The organism is Candidatus Foliamicus sp. (assembly GCF_965221325.1).
Taxonomy (GTDB): Bacteria; Pseudomonadota; Gammaproteobacteria; order Steroidobacterales; family Foliamicaceae; genus Foliamicus.
Genome location: NZ_OZ244880.1, coordinates 1,771,040 through 1,788,432 on the forward strand (window position 1 = coordinate 1,771,040; position 17,393 = coordinate 1,788,432).

Here is a 17,393-nt window from a genome sequence, read left to right on the forward strand (position 1 = left end):
CTAAACCTTCGCGCGCGAAGCTTGGCTTCGGGCGCGGCCCTAATACGGCAGTGGATTGCCGGGCGACTCGATGAAGGAGCCGCTGTCTTCCGGGGTAAGGCGGGCGATGAGAGCGCGCACGTCGGCGATGGCGGGCGTGAGTTCCAGCTTTGCGAATTCGCCGCCCATGCGGGTTTTCACCCAACCTGGGCAGATGCTGGCCACGGTAATTCCGCGGTCGGCCAGGTCGCCGGAGAGGAGCCGCGTGACCATGTTAAGCGCGGCCTTGCTGGGGCGGTAGCCATAGAGGTCGCGCTGCGCCCGGCTGATCGAGCCTTCGATGGACGACAGCGCCACGAACTTGCGCTGCTGGCTACGCGCGATCTGCTCCACGAAGGCTTCCGCGCACTTCAGCGGCGCCAGCGTATTCACGGCGAACACCTTGCGCAAAATCCCGTAATCGATGTGGCCGAAGGACTGCCGTAGATCGGATTCCGCTCCCGGCTTTGGACCGAATAGCCCGGCATTGCTCAGGAACACGTCGATGGATTCGTCCCGCAACTGTTCGGCCAGCGCTGAGATGGCGTCGAAGTCGGTCACGTCGAGAAGAAAGGCCTGTGCACTTCCCTTCCCGGCCAGTTCCAGCAATTCCCCGGAGTCGGAGGGGTTGCGGTAGGTAGCCAGAACGCGCCAGCCATCGGCGGCGTACTGGCGCGCGAACTCAAGCCCCAGGCCCCGATTGGCGCCGGTAATCATTACGGTTGAAGGGCGAATGCTTACGAGGGCCTTCCAATGACTTCCAGATGATCGCCACCGCCCGCCACTGCGGCTGCGTCAATGCGAGAATCAAACGAAACGAATCGTCCTCTGCGCTTAACGGCCAGCGCAAGCAGGTAAGCATCCGTTATCTGCTTAGCCCCCAGCAAGCGTTTCCACTCCACGGCTCGCCGGGTCAACAAACTTACGTCGTCTGGCCAGAACCGATGGTACTTTGTCTCTGTCCACGACCGAAGCCGACCCGCGACTTCATGTAGTCGCAGCGAGTTGGGATAATCAGGCTGAGACATGATCCTGAGGCAGCCGTTTTGTGTGATTGGGCAGGTGGACCATCCATGCCTTACATTGTTTCGCAACCAGTGCGTTGCGGAATCGTGCATGTCGTGTTGAGCATCAAGCAGCGCAATGAGCACATTCACGTCGAGCAATGCGCTCACCTAGTGTGCTGTCCCGTAAATGACTACTAGAATCTGCGGCCCTTTTCCCTCCCTGACGGCGTTGCTCCTCCTTATGTGGGGCCTGCCACACTGCGTCGTCGCGCCTTGCCAAGAAGGAAAAATGCCTCGCATCTCCATAGCACTCATTTACGGGACAGCACACTAGTCTCCAATGTTTTCCCGCAGGCTATCAATCAGCTCGTTGGTCACTATCCCACCACGTTTGGGAAACGGTCTTATGCCGCTCAACAGATCATCTTCCTCCGGTTCCACCGGAATGGACGCCACGCGAAGCACTTCCGTGAGTGGCACTGCAAGCTTCAACTCGCAATTCCGCTGCCGCACGGACTCGGATTGCCAATCGAGCGTTGACGAAAGATGGAAACCAGATGCAGCGGTCTGGCTGACGAGAGTTTCGGAAATTGTCTCGGGCTTCATTTCATTTCAATCCAACCGTCGAAGTTGCCCCGTTCTCGCAACGTGGTTTGATCTTCATTCACAAGAACTTCGATTGTACCGCGAGAGACGAAATGATGCGGCGGATGCTCGACGCTCTCTATCACGGCACGCGTGTGTTCGTAGTGGATGGATCTTTCCTTTGCCAACTCGCGGACTTTCTGTGCGTGAGGAAGAAGAGTGGCGCTCAGGCTGTGCGGGTTACGGAATTCCATCTGCGTCGAATAGCTGTCCCCAATCGCCCTCACGACTTCATATAACTCGCCCGAACACTTTTCGACACTGAGGCCGAGAGCGTCCGCTTCACGCCGGTTTATGGTGTAGTCATGACTACCGGATTCCGAACAGAGGAAATCGACTATTTTTCCAACCGCTGTTTTGTCCGGCATTCGCTGGTTGAGCAGACGTTCGGCCAAGCTCCTGATTTGCTGTCTGGATCGAAAAATCTGGCCTAGGACCAAGGGGTGTATCTGCTGCGCGAGACTCAACAGCGCTTCAGCTTGCTCGCGCTGTTCGCCTCCATAATGGCGAACCGCGTCCAGATAGCCATTGACTGCCTCGACGCTGACCTCTGCCCGCGCGTCACTGCTGGCGCCGGGAATACTAGGCCCCAGAGGGTGACGAATAGCAGGATCGATCGGCCCTAGGGTCGCCTGCTTGGTCATAACAATACGGTCTGCGCCCAAGCAAACGAGCGTGCCGGCGCTTCGGCATTTGCTTGGGGTGATTACCTCAAATTCTTCGGCAAACATCCGGATCAGGTTTACCAAGTTCCATGCGGCAGCGGTATCTCCGCCCGAAGTGTAGAGAACGAGTGAAATCTTCGGTACCGGACCCATGGAATCGAGGTGATCCACAAAGAGATCGATCACGTCTTGGCCAATCCTTGTCTCTTTGCCCGGACGGTCCCCCGTTACGTACAAGAGGGCCTTGGACCCCCGCAGCCCTTCGAGTTGTTCCAAGAGCTGTTTTCGTAGCACTATATCTGTCACTGGTTGCTATCCCTCCCCGTTGATTCGTATCGAGAATTCTCTGAGAGGGACTTCCTCCTTGCCGCGAAAATAAATTGGCGACCCACTGTAGCGCATAGGGGTGGCCATTTTATCGGACAGATGCAGGAAGCTTGAACAAATTACTGCGATGATTGAATCCGTCCGGTCGGTTTGCACAGCGGCGAATGGCGCGCTGCTAAAGTACGACGCAATGATCGAGTTTCTGCAACCGCCGGGCTGGCCGCGCCCTTCCGGCTACTCCAATGGCGTCGCGGCACGCGGCACGGTGATCTACGCCGCGGGCCAAGTGGGCTGGGACGCCGCACAACGCTTCCCCTCCGGCTTGCCGGAGCAGGTGGAACAGGCGCTGCGCAACGTCGTGGCCGTGATTGCGGAAGGTGGGGCGCGGCCGGAACATTTGGTTCGCCTGACCTGGTTCGTTACCAGCCGGCAGGCCTATATTGACCAGAAACGCGAGGTGGGCGCTGCCTATCGGCGCGTGCTCGGCCGGCACTATCCAGCCATGAGCCTGGTGCAAGTGGCGGCGCTGTTGGAGCCGCCAGCACTGGTCGAAATCGAGGCTACCGCCGTCATCCCGGATTAAGCGATCGGGCGCGACAACGCTGAAAGCCGCCATGAGGCGCTGCCGCGGACACGTCAAACCCAAGCTTCCCGGACGCGGATGGCAAAACCGACAAGCCATGCTGCGCAAAGCCGACTGTTACACGGCGGCCCTCAAATACACCGGTTGCGCATCCCGCGGAGATACAGCCCGGCCGAGCCGAAAATCCTCGCGCGCCAGCCGCAGGATCGCGCGGGCACGGGGTCTCGCAGCCGGTGCTTCGCCCAAAACCCGCGACGGTTCCGAGGCTCGCGCAACGGCGCACTCTTCCCAATCGCCGCCAGCCGCCAGAAACGGTTCGCTGCCCGGAATGCGCAGTTCGTTCGCCTCGGCGATACGATCTTCGCCCCGGCTGACCACGAGCCCGGACTCGGCGGCCTGATACCAACCGGCATAAACTTCGCCACGGCCGGCGGACAGCACTGGCGCAACAAACACATCGGTCGCGCCAGAAAGCGATGCCTGGCTATGCAGCGCATCCTGAGCCAGCGTGGCCAGGCTCGACACCGGACACAATCCCAATCCTAAGCCGGCAGCCAATCCTTGCGCTGCGGCGGCGGCCACCCGCAAGCCGGTAAACGCACCGGGACCCTTGCCGAACGCTATGCATTCCAGGTCGTGCAGAGAGAGGCCCACGTCGTCCAATGCCTCGTCGATGGCGCCGAACAAGCTGCCTGCAACCTTGCGCGCGTCGGAAAGTTCGATCTCGCACTCCCGATCACCGTTGCAGGCAGCCACCGTGGGCCGGGCCACGCCGGCTTCCAGCGCCAGACAACGAAACCCGTTCATGCGGCGCCGGATGACTGCCGGCCGCCAATCCAGGTCATGAACTCCAGGGCTTCGTCGGCATTTCGGATCAGCGGCATCGGCGGCAAGCTGGCGACGAAACGGCGTCCGTAGCCTTTGGTGAGCAGGCGCTGGTCGCAAATCATGACCACACCGCCGTCGTTCTCGCCGCGCACCAGACGGCCCACGCCCTGCTTGAGCGCCAGCACCGCTTCCGGAAGGGATATCTGATTGAAGGGATCTCCGCCCCGCGCCCGCAGGGCCTGCTGGCGCGCCCGATACACCGGGTTGCCCGGCGCTTCGAAGGGCAATCGGTCGATAACCACCAGCACCAGGTTGGGGCCGCGCACATCCACTCCCTGCCAGAAGCTGCGCGTACCCAGCAGCAGGGCGTCGCCACGCCGCCGGAACTCCTCCAGCAGCAGATTGCGCGCCTGGCCCGCGCCCTGGGCCACGAAACGGTTCCTCCATACGGGATCGCGGCGCAGCAGCTCGCATGCTTCGCCAAGTGCGCGATAGCTGGTGAACAGCAGAAAGGCACGGCCGTTGGCCGCCGCGGCCAGCGGCAGAGCCGCATCAAGCATGGCGCGCGTATAGCCTTCCACATCGGCGCCCGGCATAGGCATGTTCTGTGGCACGAACAGCCGCGTGTTGCGGCGGTAGTCGTAGGGGCTGGCCACGATCAGCTCCCTGGCGTCCTCCAGCCCGAGCCGCCTGGCGTAATGGTCCAGGTCGCCGTCCATGCTCAAGGTGGCAGACGCAAATACCCAGGCTGCCTCCGTCTCGGCGATCAGGCGCTGAAAGTCATCAGCGATGTCCACCGGCGTGAGGTTGAGGCTCGCACTGCTGCGCGTAACGCGGATCCAGCCGGCCCGCAAACTCTCCAGTGATCGTTCGCCGTTGGTGTGAGCCTTCGGCTCTCCAATCGCCGGCCCGACCTTTGCCGGCGCAGGGCTTAGCTGCTCCAGGATGCCGCACATGACCTCCAGCCTCTGTCGCAACTCGGACAGCGCGGCGGCGGCGTTCGTCAGCGGCTGCAGCTCCTCGTCGGCGGAGTCCTCGCAGCACTCGATCAATTCGTCCATGGCGAATTCCAGCAGCGAGATTTCCGACCGCAGCATGTTAGGGGTCCAATCGCTCTCGCCGGGCTCCCGAGCGCAGGCCAGCCGCAAGTCGCGGACCGCCTTGTCCAGCGCAGAGTGCGCCTCCTGCACTTCGCTCCAGCGGCCATGCGCCAACGCCTCGCGCTCGATGTCCTTGAGCGCTTCGGCAATCTGCCGGGTGCTGAGACTCAGCGCAAAGCTTTCCCGGCCCACTTCCGGCAAAGCGTGGGCCTCGTCCACCACTACGCAATCGAACTTCGGCAGCAAGCCGTCGGCGCCGGCTGCTTTCAATTGCAAATGGGCCATCAGCACGTGATGGTTGACGACAACGATATCGGCGCGCAAGGCCCGGGCGCGAGCGCGAAACACGCAGCAGGAATCGAAGTCCGGACACTCCTTTCCCAAACAGTTATCGCGGGTCGAAGTGATCTGCCGCCACAGCAGGGTGTTTTCCGGCAAGCCCTCGCATTCGGCCAGGTCGCCGGACGTGGTGTGTTCGGCCCAGGACCGCACAAGACTCAGTTCCGACTGTTCGGCGGAACTCGGCGCGAGGACGCTCTCGGCGGTGCGTGCCAGCCGATAGCGGCACAAGTAGTTGCCCCGGCCTTTCAGCATCCGCACCTTCACCGGCCGCCCCAAGGCTTCGCCGATCATGGGCAGGTCGCGGTGGAACAACTGGTCTTGTAGATTGCGCGAGTGCGTGGAAATCACCGCGCGCCGTCCGGCCAGCAGCAAGGGCACCAGGTAGGCGGCCGTCTTGCCGGCGCCCGGCCCCGCTTCGGCAATCAGACAATCGCCACCGGCCAGCGCCTCGGTAACGGCCTCGGCCATCTCAAGCTGCCCTTCGCGCGCCACGTAGCCGGCAATGACGCGCGACAGCGGCCCGTCAGCGCGGAACGCGGCTTGAACCTGGTCCAGCGTAGTGCTGATTTTGCCCGCCTCCCCCGCGGCTGAAATGCGCCTCAGTGGGCCGTCAGTATTCGACGGCCGGCGGGGGCGGAAGCTCGTCGGCGTCGCCGGGCTCAAGATCGCGAAAACGCATGCAAGCGCTTTCGAAGTACACCTCGCATTCGCCGGTGGGGCCATTGCGCTGCTTGGCCACCAGAATCAAGCGCTTGTTGGCCTGAAAGAGCTCCTGTTTTTCCTGGCCGGCCGGCAGGGTCACGAAGGCCACGACATCGGCATCCTGCTCAATCGCGCCGGAATCGCGCAGATCCGAAAGTTGCACCCGGCGGTCGGGCCGCCGCTCCACCTCGCGGTTCAACTGCGAAAGCACGACCACCGGCACGTCCAGCTCGCGCGCCAGCGCCTTGAGCGATTTGGAAATCGCACCCAGTTCCATGGCGCGGTTCACGTCGCGGCGGTCGGTGGGGGTCGCGTCGATGAGTTGCAGGTAGTCCACCAGCACCAGCCCCAGCCGGCGGCCGGCCCGATCCTCGGCCCGCGCTACGCGGCGCGCCCGCGAGCGAATCCGGTCGGGCGTGAGCAACTGCGAATCGTCGATCAGCAGCGGCGCGTCCTTGAGCATGTTCAGGGCGCTGTTGACCTTGCTCCAGTTCTTGCCGATCTTGCCTACCCGCAGGTCGCTGTGGTCGATCTCGCCCAGCGAGGACAGCAGCCGCAATGCAATCTGCTTCTTGGGCATCTCCAGACTGAACAGCAGCACTGATGCCGGCTTGCTGCCCAGCGCCGCATATTGCGCAATCGTCAGTGCCAGCGAGGTCTTGCCCAGCGATGGCCGACCGGCGAGGATGATCAGATCGCCGTTCTGCAGGCCGGCGGTAAGGTTGTCGAAGTCCGTCAAGCCCGTACCCACCCCGGTCACCGCCTCACCGCTGCGTTCGCGTTCGCGCAGCCAGTTCACCAGTTCGGCGCGAAACGACTCGCCCAGCCCCAGGTCATCAAGGTCGCCCTGATGACTCTGCTCACTGATCTGAAAGATTTCCCGTTCGGCCTCGTCCAGCAACTCGTCGGCCTCCCGCCCGCCGGTCTTCAGAACACTCCCGGCAATGCGTCGGCCGGCACGAGCGAGCTGGCGCAGGATCGACATGTCGCGCACGATCCGCGCGTAGGTCTGCACGTTGGCCGCGCTGGGCGTTCCCAGCAGCAGATTGCCGACATAGCCGGCGCCGCCGGCGTCATCAAGCTGCTCGCGCGAGCGCAGGTGCTCGCAAACCGTGAGATTGTCGCAATGCTTGCCGTCGGCGATCAGGTCCTGGATCGCCACGTAGATGAGCCGGTGGTCGTCACGCGAGAAGTCGCTCCCACCGAGCAGATCGGCCACTTCGTCCCAGGACTCATTGTCCAGCATCAAGCCGCCAAGCAAGGCCCGCTCGGCGTCAACCGAAGAAGGAAGAAGCTCGCCTTCAGGCATTGCCGTCGCGATTCGCGGCCTCCTCCGGCTTTGCGGCGGCGCTAGCCGCTGGCGCTGACGCATCCACCGATTCGGCTGCCTGCCCGGCCTCATCCTCATCGGGCGAATCGGTTTCGGGCAGCGCGTGCTCATCTTCCGCCGGTCCCGCCTCGCCCGAGGTCTCCTGCGCTCCCGGCAGGTCTTCCTCGCCCACCGTCAGGTCCGTCGCCTGCGTTTCGTCGCCCTCGTCCTCGTCCGCCGGCAACGGCTCGGCGCCGGGCAGGGTCTCGACGTCGACGGCCTGGCCCACCACCTGCACAGCGACTTCCTCGCGCACATCGGCATGCAACTTGAGCACTACCGCATGCTCTCCGAGCTCCTTGATCGGGCCTTCCGGCATCAAGACTTCGGCCCGGGCGATTTCCGCGCCCGCATCGGCAAATCCGGCGGCAATCTCGGCAGGTCCCACGGAGCCATAGAGTTTGCCCGCCGGGCCGGCATTGGCCACGATCTTTAGCGGCGTCAGCGCCCTGATCCGCTCTGCGCGCGCCGTGGTGGCGGCCATGCGTTCATTTTCGCGCGCCATCAACTCGGTGCGGCGCTCCTCGAAGGCGGCAATCTGCTCGTCGGTGGCCGGGGCGGCCTTGCCCTGCGGCAGCAGGAAGTTGCGCCCGTAGCCGGCGCGAACATCCACGATATCGCCTATACCGCCCAGGCTCTCGATGCGTTCCAGGAGAATAATGCGCATGGCGGCGCCTACCTCTGCTGATCCGTGTAGGGCAACAGGGCCAGGAATCGGGCCCGCTTGACGGCCAGCGCCAACTGCCGCTGATAGCGTGCCGAGGTGCCGGTGGTGCGCGCCGGGATGATCTTGCCCGTTTCGCTTACGAACTGCCGCAGCAAGCCCACGTCCTTGTAGTCGATCTCCTCGATTCCTTCGGCAGTGAACTTGCAGTATCGGCGGCGGCGGTTGTAGCGGCTCATTTGCCTTGCTCCTTGTCATCTGCTGCGGCTTTGCTGGTGTCGGCGTCGCCCGTTGCTGCTTCAGCGCTGTCGGCTTTCGCGGCCTGTTCGCTGTCGGCCTCCGCAGCTTTCGCATCGTCAGCGTTTTCAGCTTGTTTGCCGCCCGGCGATGCTTCGGCGGCATCCGACGGCGCGTCGGCAGCGTCTGCCGCCGCTTCATCCTGCCTTTCTTGGGCTGGCGCGTCCGGCGCATCCTCAGCCGACGGGTCCTCTGCATCTTCAACTGCGGAGGTCTCCGCGTCCTGATCTGGCTCCGCCGCTTCCTGCACGTCCTGGGGCGCCGCTTCCTGTGCGCTTTCAGCCGCGGCGTCTTGCGCATCTAGATGCTGGGCTGCGGATGCCTTGCCTGCCGCATCCGCCTCGGTAGGCACTGCGTCTTCGGTGGTCGCGTCCGCTTCCGAGGGCGCCGCGTCCTTCGCAGGCGCTTCGTCCTTCGAGGGTCTCCGGTCGCCCGGCGACCCCTGGCGCCCATGCGCCATTTCGCGGTCGTATGGATATTCGCGATTTTCGCGCGCAGCTTCCCGCTCCGCGGCCTTGGCCAGCGCCGACTGATCCGTTATCGCGCCGTCGCACCGTATTACCAGGTGTCGCAGCACCGCGTCGCTGAAATGCAGCGCTCCCACCAGCTCGCTAAGGGTTTCCTGGCCGCACTCGACGTTCATCAACATGTAGTGCGCCTTCTGCACCTTGGCGATGGGGTAAGCGAGCATGCGCCGGCCCAGGTCCTCGTTGCGATGCACCTGGCCCTCTCCGCCTTCGATGATGGCTACGTAGCGCTCCATCATTACCCGGGCGCGCTCACTCTGATCCGGATGGATCAGGAGCATGATTTCGTAATGTCGCAAGGAAACTCCTCATTGGTCTTGGGCCGCCCGCTCTCGCGGTGCGGCTAAGGAGAAATCCGCAAGCATTAAGCCTGCGGCGCAGGCAAGGGATTATACGCAAACAGCTCGCCTGGATACTGCGCCCGGTGCCGAACCTGTGGGCCAGCCGATGCTCGTGAGCAGAAGCATGGCCATGCGTGTGGGATGACGCCTGTCCCGCTTCCGTCTGGTTCCTTCGAAGCGGTGAAGCGCGCGAATCGGCACATCAGAGAAGATCGAGGTCCAAATGGCCGCGCTCTTTATCCACGCGCGCGATGCGCACCGAAACCGGCTGACCGAGAGTGAAGCCATAAAGCTGCATGCCCGAGCCGCCATCAGCGGCCGGGCGAACGCCGGAACGGCGGGCTACGGAGCGACGAGCGCCGGCACGGCCGGCGGATGCCCGCGCAGGCGAGCGACGGGCGCTTCGTGAGCGGCGCGCCGGGAGTCGCCAGCGCGGGATCATGCCGCTCACACCCAGCTCGGGCAGTTGCACGAACAAGCCTTTGCCGATGCCGTGGGACACCACGCCTTCGAATTGGTCGCCGAGGCAACCCGAGAGGAATTGCAGCTTGTAGGCCTGCACGGCGGCGCGCATCGCCGCCTCCGCCTGACGCTCCAGCTCCGAGCACGAAACGCCCAAATCGGCCAACTGCGCGCCGCGTAACGGAGCGGATTCACCCCGCCCGCCATCCAGAAGATGCTTGATGGCGCGATGCGTCAACAAGTCCGGGTAACGCCGGATGGGCGAGGTGAAATGGGTATAGGCCTTCAGCGCAAGCCCGTAGTGGCCTGCGTTGGCAGGCTGATAACGCGCCTGCTGAAGACAGCGCAGCATTGCAAGCGCGGTCATTTCGTAGGCAGGCGTACCTTCGAGCTGCCTGAGCGCGGAATTGATTTCGCCGGGACGGCGGCTTGCCGCGTCGGACAATGCATGCCCCGAAGCCGCAAAGAGCTGGCGCATCTCTTCCAGTCCGTCGGCGTCCGGTGGTGGATGCACACGATGCAGCGCGGGCATGCGGGCACGGCCCAAAAAACGCGCGGCAGCCACGTTGGCCACGATCATGAGCTCCTCGATCACACGGTGAGCATTGTGACGCTCACCGCGCACCAGGCCCGCAACCTCGCCGCCAGGGCCCAGACGCACCCTCGTTTCGGCCAACTCCAAGTCCAAGGCCTGCCGCCGCCGACGCGCCGCCGCCAGCGCGCGCCAAGCGCCGTAGAGATTCTCCACCGGCTCAAGCAGTCCGTCCAGACTCCGGCGCGCCTTCGCGTTGCCTGCTTCGATGGCGGAATGCACGCCGGCGTAGGTAAGCCGGGCAGCGGAGCGCATGACGCCCCGGAAGAAACGCCATGACTTGAGATTTCCAACCGCATCGAGGCGCAATTCGCAGGCCAGACACAAGCGATCCACCGCGGGCTTCAGCGAGCACAAGTCGTTGGACAGAATTTCCGGCAACATCGGCAGCACGAATCCCGGAAAGTACGCCGAAACACCGCGCAAGCGCGCCTCCACGTCCAGCGGATCGCCCGGCTGCACATAGTGGGAGACATCGGCGATGGCCACAATCACGCGCCAGCCGGCGCCCTGCGGCTCGGCGAAAACGGCGTCGTCGAAGTCCTTGGCGTTGGCGCCGTCTATCGTCACCAGCGGCAGCGCGCGCAAGTCCTCGCGCCGGCCGACGCGAGGCGGGTCGGCTGCGAGCGCCTGGGCGCGGGCGCGGAGCTTGGCCGGCCACACCGAGCGCAGGCCCGCTTCGGCAATGACCCGCTGCTCAATGGGACTAGGCCGCATACCTCACCAGATCGCGTCTCGTGATTGACACAAACATGAGCGAAACGCAAAATTGCCGTTTATTCCAAGCGCCTTGACGCACCGCTGGCGTACATGCGCCGATGGTTCGCAAGGCGACCTCGCGCCGAGGTGGCGGAATTGGCAGACGCGCTGGCTTCAGGTGCCAGTGGGGGCAACCCCGTGGAGGTTCGAGTCCTCTTCTCGGCACCAGTCCGCAGGGCACAGGAAAAGCCGCTCAAGAGTCGAAGGGATGGCGGCGCACGATCGTCTGCTCCCTGGCAGGACCCGTGGATACGATGCAGGCCTCCAGCCCTACCCGTTCCTCCAGTCGGCGGATATAGGCCCGCGCCCCAGCCGGCAGGTCTTCCCAGCGGGTCTCGCCGCAAGTGGAGCCGCGCCAGCCCTCCAGTTCCTCGTAGCGCGGTTCGCATTCCGCGTAGCGGCTCATAACCGGTGGCAGCGTATCGATGTCCCGACCGTCGAGGCGGTAGCCCGTGCAAATGCGCAGGGTATCGAGCCCGTCCAGCACATCCAGCTTGGTGATGCACATGCTGTTGATCGAGGCGCGCTGCGCCGCCGAACGCACTGCGGCTGCGTCGAACCAGCCGCAGCGGCGCGGCCGTCCGGTGGTGGCGCCGCGCTCCGCGCCTTCGCGGGCCAGGTGCGCGCCGGTGGCGTCCTTGAGCTCGGTCGGGAATGGTCCCTCGCCTACCCTGGTGGTGTAGGCCTTCACTACCCCCACCACCTCGCTAAGCTGCTCCAGCCGCGCTCCTGAACCCGCCAGCGCTCCGGCGGTGACGGTGTTCGACGAGGTCACGTACGGATAGGTGCCATGATCGATATCGAGCATCACGCCCTGGGCGCCTTCAAACAGCACCGCCTTGCCGCGAGCGCGGAGCCGCCCTAGGCGCAGCGCAATGTCATCCATCATGGGCCGCAAGCGCGGGGCCATGCCGAGCCATTCGTCGGCAACCGCCTGCGGGTCCAGCGCGTCGGCGCCGTAGTAGCGCTCCAGCATGAAGTTGTGCAAATCCATGGCCGAGCGCACACGCTCGCGAAACGCCTCCGGGTCAAACAGGTCGCCGACCCGCACTGCCCGACGTGCCGCCCGGTCTTCGTAAGCGGGCCCTATGCCGCGGCCTGTAGTGCCGATACGGCCCCGCCCGGCGTGCTGTTCGCGCGCCTGGTCCAGCGCAATGTGCGAGGGCAGAATGAGCGGGCAAAGAGGGCTTACGAAAAGGCGCTCGCCGCCGCCGGGAATCGAGCGCAACTCCTTGAACAATTGCGGCAGATAGAGCACAACGCCATTGCCGATCAGGCATTGCACCCCCTCGCGGAGGATACCGCTGGGCAACAGATGCAGCACCCGAGTCTCGTTCCCGACAATTACGGTATGCCCCGCGTTATGACCGCCCTGAAAGCGAACGACTGCATCGCAGCGTCCGGAAAGCAGATCCACCACCTTGCCCTTGCCCTCATCGCCCCACTGGGCGCCAATCAGAACTACGCCGCGGGCTTGATCTGGTTTAGACATAAGGCGTTCGCCGCGCGCACCAAAAGATGGCGCCGCTTGGAGGACGGCGGCGGACCGGCGGCGTAAATTATTTCTTCTGTTCCGCTTCGTTCAGGTAGCGGAAGAAATCGCTGTCGCTGTCCAGCACCAGCAAGTCGCCCTCGTCTCCAAAGGCATTGCGGTAGGCATTGATGCTGCGGTAGAAGGAGTAGAACTCCGGATCCTTGTTGTAGGCGCTGGCATAGGTTTCCGCCGCCTTGGCATCGCCCTCGCCGCGCAGAATCTCGGCGTCGCGATACGCCTCCGCCAGAATCACGGTGCGCTGCCGGTCGGCGTCGGCGCGAATCTGCTCAGCAGTCTCGGCGCCCTCGGCGCGCAGTTCCGAGGCCACGCGGGCACGCTCCTGGCGCATTCGCTGAAACACCGATTCGCTTACTTCGTCGCGGAACTCGATCCGCTTCACGCGCACATCCACCACGTCGATGCCCAGCTCGGCAGCCGCGCGGCGCGCGTTACTGAGCATTTCGAACATCAATTCCCGGCGTTCGGCGGACACGACCTCCGGCACGGTGCGCTTGGCGAACTCGGCCCGGATGTCGTCCTTGATGATCTCCAGCAGGCGCTGTTGCGCGCGGGTTTCATTGCCCAGGGTCGTGTAGTAGTTGGCGACATCGGAGATTTTCCACTTGACGAAGAAGTCCACCAGCAGGTTCTTCTTCTCGGCGGTCAGGAACGGCTCCTGGGGATTGTTTATCGTCAGTATCTGCTTGGGAAAGAACTCCACGTTGTTGACCACCGGCAACTTGAAGTGCAGCCCCGATTCGTAATCGGCATCCACGATCTCTCCGAAACGGAAGCGGATCGCGAACTCCCGCTGATCCACCACGAATACGCTGTTCAGCACCAGCAGCACCGCCGCTATGCCAATGACCAGCCAATTGCCCAGCTTCATGATCCTGATCCTCCTCGGCTGCTTCCGCCGCTACGCGGGGCTGCGGAGCCTTGGCCGGAGCCGCCGCCGGACGACTGTCCCGACGCGCTGCGCTTCATCAGTTGGTCCACCGGAAGGTAGAGAAGGTTGCCGCTGCCTTCGGCTTCCAGCAATACCTTGTTGGCGCCGCCATAGAAGTCCTCCAGCGCTTCGATATACAGGCGCTCGCGAGTCACCTGAGGCGCCTTGGCGTACTCCACAAGGAGCTTTTCAAAGCGCTGCGCCTCGCCCTCCGCGTCGGCGACCACCTGCGCCTTGTAGCCCTCGGCGTCCTGCAGGCGCTTGGCTGCCTCGCCCCGCGCCCTGGGCACCACGTCGTTGGCATAGGCCTGCGCCTCGAAAGCCAGCCGCTCCTTGTCCTCACGGGCCTTGATCGCGTCCTGCACGGCGGCCTCCACCTGCTGCGGATAGTTAGCGTCGCGCAAATTGACCTGAGTAACGCCTATGCCCGCGCGGTAGTCGTCCAGGGTCTGCTGTATCAAGTCCTCGGTGCGCTGGGCGATGTCGCCGCGGCCTTCGCCCAGGATGTAGTCCATTTCGTTCTTGCCGATAATCTCGCGGATAGCGCTTTCGCTCACGTCACCCAGCGTTTCTTCGGCCTGACGCACCTGGAACAGGAAATCCACCGGATCGCTGCGCTGGTACTGCACAACGAGGTCCACCACCACGATGTTCTCGTCGGCTGTCAGCATTCGAGTCTGCTGGCTGAACTTGTTGACCTCGGCCACGTTGACCTTCTCCACGCTTTCGATCGGCCAGGGCAGGTGCCAGCGCAGGCCGGCGCCCCGGGTCGAGGCGTACTCGCCGAAGCGCAGCACGACGGCCCGCTCGGCTTCGTCAACGCGGTAGAGGCCGGTGAAAGCCCATAGCGCCAAAGCGCCCAGAACCAGCCACGTCAGCCCGCGGCGGGCGGACCGGCCGCCTTTACCGCCGAACGCGCCAAACACCTTCTGCAGCGTATCGCGCAGGGCATCCTCAAGATCGGGCTGCTGGCGGCCGCCCCGATTCCAGGAACCGTTACCACCGCCGGGTTCGTTCCAAGCCATATCAGATTTTCCGTGTCATGTACTTCATGCGCCGCTCAGGCCGCGCCGAGGTCTTCCCGGCTGGCCAGCTTTTCATAGGCCGGGCGTGTTATTTCCAGGTCCAATGTCCAGCCGCCGCCAGGCAGCAAACGCTCGCGGACTACCCGGCCCCGGCGGTAAAGCAATGCCCTGAGCCTACCCTGGCCTGCGTCAAGACGGATAGTGCGGCGCAACCGCCCCGCCGACAGACGCTCTGCAACCTTCGCAAGCAAGTCTTCCACGCCGGCGCCGGTGAGCGCCGAAATGCGGGCCGCCGAGCAGGCCATATCGCCCGCCTGCAACCCTTCCGGCATTATATCCGCCTTGTTGAATACGCGGTGTACCGGTCTGTCGCCCGCGCCGATCTGTTCAAGGACACGTTCTACCTCGCCGATACGTTCCATCTGGTCGGGCAGCGAGGCGTCGATCACATGCAGAATGAGGTCCGCAGAAGCGATCTCCTCCAGCGTGGAATGGAATGCCGCAACCAACTCATGCGGCAGATCGCGAATGAAGCCGACCGTGTCCGAAAGCAGAATGTCCTGACCGCCGGGCAGGGTTACGCGCCGGATGGTGGGGTCCAAGGTGTCGAAAGGCCGGTCGCGGGCGGTTACGCCGGCGCCGGCCAGCCGATTGAACAGTGTGGACTTGCCTACGTTGGTGTAGCCCGCCAGCGACACGACCAGCGCCCCTGAGCGGCGCCTGCGCGTCCTGCCCATGCGCCGGCGGGCCATCACGCCGGACAACTGCGTCTCCAGCCGACGGATACGCTGCGCCACCAGGCGGCGGTCGGTTTCCAGTTGCGTTTCGCCCGGGCCCCGAAGACCGATGCCGCCCTTCTGCCGTTCCAGGTGTGTCCAGCCACCCACCAGGCGGGTGGCCAGGTGGCGCAACTGCGCGAGTTCCACCTGCAGCTTGCCCTCGCCGCTGCGGGCGCGCATGGCGAAAATGTCCAGAATCAGGCTGGTGCGGTTGACGACCGGGCAGTCCAGGGCCGCTTGCAGATTGCGTTCCTGCGCGGGACTCAAGGGAAAGTCCACCATTACCAAGTCCGGCGAAAGTGCGCGGCGGAGCAACTCCAACTCCTTCAATTTGCCGGTTCGTATGAATGTACGGGGGTGGGGCCGGCGCAGCGACGCTGTCACGGTACGCAATAGTTGCGCGCCGGCGGAAGCGGCCAGCGACTCGAATTCCCGGCGCCGGTCATGGTCTCCTGCGGGCGCAAGGAGGATGGCGCGCGCACGCGCGGCGGGCTCAGTCAAGCGTCTCGGCCCCTTCCTCACGCGACAAGGCTGCCAAGTCTTGCTGGCGGACTGGAACGATGGCGGATATGGCGTGTTTGTACACGATCTGGCTGACGCCATTGTGCAGCAGGATCACGAACATATCAAAGCCCCCGATCACGCCCTTGAGTTTGATCCCGTTGACCAGAAAAACGTATACCCGCGCCCTGCTCCGCCGCAACGCATTAAGGAATCTGTTCTGCAAGTCTTGCCGGCTTTCCATCGTGCGCTCCTGTTGACGCGCCAAGAGCCGGGCGAAAAAGCGACCAGCGCCCGGGGCTTGGCCTGAAAAGCAAACTGCCTAATTCGTTCCGCAATGCCAAGCGCAAAATGGGCCGCGAACGCGCAATTTCGCGCGCCCCTGTGGAATCGAGCCGCGAGCTCGCCGATTTGGCGTTCATCGGGGTTCGGCTCGGCCCCCGGCGATCTTCCAATGGCTGCGAATTTCGCTTTCCAGGCGCGCCGCACAATCCGGGCTTTCCGCCGTGAGCCGCTCGATGTCTGCATCGGCCTTAAGCCACGTCAGTTGCCGACGACCAAGTCTCTTGGTGGCGCGGATTCCCCGGGCAATCGCTTCGGCGAGCGTACAACGGCCGTCGAGATGCTCGAGAAGTTGTCGGTAGCCAGCGATCCGGGTGGCCGGCAGACCGGGGGCCAGACTCAGCGCGTGGAGCGCCCGCGCCTCTTCGAGCCACCCCCGTTCAAGCATGTCGTGGAAGCGCTCCTCGATGCGGCGGCGCCAAGCCTCGCGATCATCCGGCATCAGCGCAAACCGGAGATAGCCGGTCGTGCTCTCGCGGGGCGCGTTTGACCAGTGCGCGCTGATCGGACGCCCGGTAAGCCGCAGCACCTCCAACGCTCGCTCAATGCGGGCACTGTCATTGGGCGCAAGCCGCTCCGCCGCCGCCGGATCAAGCGCGCGAAGTTGCTCATGCAGCGCCGGCCAGCCTTGCGTTTCGGCCTGCGCCCGAATCTGCCGGCGCAGCGCGGCATCGGCGCCCGGCATGTCGGCCAGCCCGCGCTCCAGGGCTCGGAAATACAACATGGCGCCGCCCACCAGCACCGGCACCTGGCCCTTGCTGCGCGCCTTCCCGATTTCGCGTCGCGCATCCCGCGTAAACTGCGCGGCCGAGTAGCGCTCGGCCGGCGAACAGAGGTCGATCAGGAAGTGCGGAGCCGCACGCTGTTCGGCCGTGCCGGGTTTGGCGGTGCCGATGTCCAGGCCCCGATAAACGCAAGCCGAGTCCACGCTGATTATGCGCAAGGGCAGCCGCGCGGACAGTTCCACGACCAGCCGGGTCTTGCCCACGCAGGTCGGCCCCTTCATCAGCACAGCGTCCACTGGCCCGCTCTGGC

The 17,393-nt window shown here is 64.2% G+C and carries 17 protein-coding genes, 1 tRNA gene and 1 pseudogene; 2 read left to right on the forward strand and 17 right to left on the reverse strand.

The features are described 5' to 3' along the window. Window positions 1-39: 39 nt before the first annotated feature. The 4 genes from ACWCOO_RS07725 to ACWCOO_RS07740 all read right to left on the reverse strand — a co-directional run bounded on the left by ACWCOO_RS07725 (window position 40) and on the right by ACWCOO_RS07740 (window position 2,521). Window positions 40-735 (reverse strand): SDR family oxidoreductase, encoded by a 696-nt coding sequence (locus ACWCOO_RS07725; protein ID WP_446830421.1) that lies wholly within the window; start codon window positions 733-735, stop codon window positions 40-42. Between the two features lie 20 nt (window positions 736-755). Then, complete coding sequence (locus tag ACWCOO_RS07730; protein WP_446832018.1) at window positions 756-1,136, reverse strand: TA system VapC family ribonuclease toxin; 381 nt, start codon at window positions 1,134-1,136, stop codon at window positions 756-758. A gap of 219 nt (window positions 1,137-1,355) precedes the next feature. Continuing rightward, the gene (locus tag ACWCOO_RS07735; protein WP_446830422.1) at window positions 1,356-1,631 is read right to left on the reverse strand and encodes a hypothetical protein; all 276 of its coding nucleotides are present in this window, start codon (window positions 1,629-1,631) and stop codon (window positions 1,356-1,358) included. Next, window positions 1,628-2,521, reverse strand: a complete 894-nt coding sequence (locus ACWCOO_RS07740) for an SDH family Clp fold serine proteinase (RefSeq protein WP_446830423.1) — start codon at window positions 2,519-2,521, stop codon at window positions 1,628-1,630. The genes ACWCOO_RS07735 and ACWCOO_RS07740 overlap by 4 nt, the downstream gene beginning before the upstream one ends. Window positions 2,522-2,852: 331 nt before the next feature. Here ACWCOO_RS07740 and ACWCOO_RS07745 point away from each other — a divergent pair, with 331 nt between their 5' ends. Then, window positions 2,853-3,245 (forward strand): RidA family protein, encoded by a 393-nt coding sequence (locus tag ACWCOO_RS07745; protein ID WP_446832019.1) that lies wholly within the window; start codon window positions 2,853-2,855, stop codon window positions 3,243-3,245. Between the two features lie 117 nt (window positions 3,246-3,362). Here the strand turns inward: ACWCOO_RS07745 and tsaB are convergent, their stop codons facing one another. The 7 genes and pseudogenes from tsaB to ACWCOO_RS07780 all read right to left on the reverse strand — a co-directional run bounded on the left by tsaB (window position 3,363) and on the right by ACWCOO_RS07780 (window position 11,186). Beyond that, complete coding sequence (gene tsaB, locus ACWCOO_RS07750; protein ID WP_446830424.1) at window positions 3,363-4,052, reverse strand: tRNA (adenosine(37)-N6)-threonylcarbamoyltransferase complex dimerization subunit type 1 TsaB; 690 nt, start codon at window positions 4,050-4,052, stop codon at window positions 3,363-3,365. After that, window positions 4,049-6,178, reverse strand: coding sequence for an ATP-dependent DNA helicase (locus ACWCOO_RS07755; RefSeq protein ID WP_446830425.1), 2,130 nt, complete (start codon window positions 6,176-6,178; stop codon window positions 4,049-4,051). Before ACWCOO_RS07755 ends, tsaB begins: the two co-directional genes overlap by 4 nt. Then, on the reverse strand, window positions 6,126-7,526 hold the full coding sequence (gene dnaB / locus ACWCOO_RS07760) for a replicative DNA helicase (protein ID WP_446830426.1): 1,401 nt from the start codon (window positions 7,524-7,526) through the stop codon (window positions 6,126-6,128). The genes ACWCOO_RS07755 and dnaB overlap by 53 nt, the downstream gene beginning before the upstream one ends. Then, complete coding sequence (gene rplI / locus ACWCOO_RS07765; RefSeq protein ID WP_446830427.1) at window positions 7,519-8,253, reverse strand: 50S ribosomal protein L9; 735 nt, start codon at window positions 8,251-8,253, stop codon at window positions 7,519-7,521. Before rplI ends, dnaB begins: the two co-directional genes overlap by 8 nt. A gap of 8 nt (window positions 8,254-8,261) precedes the next feature. After that, entirely contained in the window at window positions 8,262-8,489 is a 228-nt protein-coding gene (rpsR, locus tag ACWCOO_RS07770; protein ID WP_446830428.1) for a 30S ribosomal protein S18, read from the reverse strand. A gap of 545 nt (window positions 8,490-9,034) precedes the next feature. Next, window positions 9,035-9,373 (reverse strand): annotated as a pseudogene (gene rpsF, locus ACWCOO_RS07775) (30S ribosomal protein S6); the annotation flags it as partial. Between the two features lie 244 nt (window positions 9,374-9,617). Then, a complete protein-coding gene (locus tag ACWCOO_RS07780; protein ID WP_446830429.1) occupies window positions 9,618-11,186 on the reverse strand; it encodes a ribonuclease R family protein in 1,569 nt (522 codons plus the stop codon). 123 nt (window positions 11,187-11,309) lie between these two features. Between ACWCOO_RS07780 and ACWCOO_RS07785 the strand changes: the two genes are divergently transcribed. Continuing rightward, window positions 11,310-11,396: transfer RNA gene (locus ACWCOO_RS07785), tRNA-Leu, on the forward strand. A 25-nt stretch (window positions 11,397-11,421) separates the two neighbouring features. Here ACWCOO_RS07785 and ACWCOO_RS07790 read toward each other — a convergent pair. The 6 genes from ACWCOO_RS07790 to miaA all read right to left on the reverse strand — a co-directional run bounded on the left by ACWCOO_RS07790 (window position 11,422) and on the right by miaA (window position 17,379). Next, window positions 11,422-12,720, reverse strand: a complete 1,299-nt coding sequence (locus ACWCOO_RS07790) for an adenylosuccinate synthase (RefSeq protein ID WP_446830430.1) — start codon at window positions 12,718-12,720, stop codon at window positions 11,422-11,424. A 67-nt stretch (window positions 12,721-12,787) separates the two neighbouring features. Then, window positions 12,788-13,651 carry a protease modulator HflC gene (gene hflC, locus ACWCOO_RS07795; RefSeq protein ID WP_446830431.1) on the reverse strand — a complete coding sequence of 288 codons (864 nt, stop codon included), beginning with the start codon at window positions 13,649-13,651 and terminating at the stop codon, window positions 12,788-12,790. Then, the gene (gene hflK / locus ACWCOO_RS07800) at window positions 13,648-14,736 is read right to left on the reverse strand and encodes an FtsH protease activity modulator HflK (protein WP_446830432.1); all 1,089 of its coding nucleotides are present in this window, start codon (window positions 14,734-14,736) and stop codon (window positions 13,648-13,650) included. The genes hflC and hflK overlap by 4 nt, the downstream gene beginning before the upstream one ends. A 35-nt stretch (window positions 14,737-14,771) precedes the next feature. Beyond that, entirely contained in the window at window positions 14,772-16,016 is a 1,245-nt protein-coding gene (gene hflX / locus ACWCOO_RS07805) for a GTPase HflX (protein ID WP_446830433.1), read from the reverse strand. Beyond that, the gene (gene hfq / locus ACWCOO_RS07810) at window positions 16,009-16,260 is read right to left on the reverse strand and encodes an RNA chaperone Hfq (protein WP_446830434.1); all 252 of its coding nucleotides are present in this window, start codon (window positions 16,258-16,260) and stop codon (window positions 16,009-16,011) included. The genes hflX and hfq overlap by 8 nt, the downstream gene beginning before the upstream one ends. Before the next feature lie 174 nt (window positions 16,261-16,434). After that, window positions 16,435-17,379 carry a tRNA (adenosine(37)-N6)-dimethylallyltransferase MiaA gene (miaA, locus tag ACWCOO_RS07815; RefSeq protein ID WP_446830435.1) on the reverse strand — a complete coding sequence of 315 codons (945 nt, stop codon included), beginning with the start codon at window positions 17,377-17,379 and terminating at the stop codon, window positions 16,435-16,437. Window positions 17,380-17,393 lie beyond the last annotated feature (14 nt).

What these genes read in the sequence shown, in the direction of transcription:
- hflC (WP_446830431.1), bottom strand. Translation starts at nt 13,651, where the DNA reads ATGAAGCTGGGCAATTGGCTGGTCATTGGCATAGCGGCGGTGCTGCTG.
- ACWCOO_RS07725 (WP_446830421.1), bottom strand. Translation starts at nt 735, where the DNA reads ATGATTACCGGCGCCAATCGGGGCCTGGGGCTTGAGTTCGCGCGCCAG.
- rpsR (WP_446830428.1), bottom strand. Translation starts at nt 8,489, where the DNA reads ATGAGCCGCTACAACCGCCGCCGCCGATACTGCAAGTTCACTGCCGAA.
- hflK (WP_446830432.1), bottom strand. Translation starts at nt 14,736, where the DNA reads ATGGCTTGGAACGAACCCGGCGGTGGTAACGGTTCCTGGAATCGGGGC.
- dnaB (WP_446830426.1), bottom strand. Translation starts at nt 7,526, where the DNA reads ATGCCTGAAGGCGAGCTTCTTCCTTCTTCGGTTGACGCCGAGCGGGCC.
- ACWCOO_RS07780 (WP_446830429.1), bottom strand. Translation starts at nt 11,186, where the DNA reads ATGCGGCCTAGTCCCATTGAGCAGCGGGTCATTGCCGAAGCGGGCCTG.
- ACWCOO_RS07735 (WP_446830422.1), bottom strand. Translation starts at nt 1,631, where the DNA reads ATGAAGCCCGAGACAATTTCCGAAACTCTCGTCAGCCAGACCGCTGCA.
- hfq (WP_446830434.1), bottom strand. Translation starts at nt 16,260, where the DNA reads ATGGAAAGCCGGCAAGACTTGCAGAACAGATTCCTTAATGCGTTGCGG.
- tsaB (WP_446830424.1), bottom strand. Translation starts at nt 4,052, where the DNA reads ATGAACGGGTTTCGTTGTCTGGCGCTGGAAGCCGGCGTGGCCCGGCCC.
- rplI (WP_446830427.1), bottom strand. Translation starts at nt 8,253, where the DNA reads ATGCGCATTATTCTCCTGGAACGCATCGAGAGCCTGGGCGGTATAGGC.
- ACWCOO_RS07745 (WP_446832019.1), top strand. Translation starts at nt 2,853, where the DNA reads ATGATCGAGTTTCTGCAACCGCCGGGCTGGCCGCGCCCTTCCGGCTAC.
- ACWCOO_RS07730 (WP_446832018.1), bottom strand. Translation starts at nt 1,136, where the DNA reads ATGCACGATTCCGCAACGCACTGGTTGCGAAACAATGTAAGGCATGGA.
- ACWCOO_RS07790 (WP_446830430.1), bottom strand. Translation starts at nt 12,720, where the DNA reads ATGTCTAAACCAGATCAAGCCCGCGGCGTAGTTCTGATTGGCGCCCAG.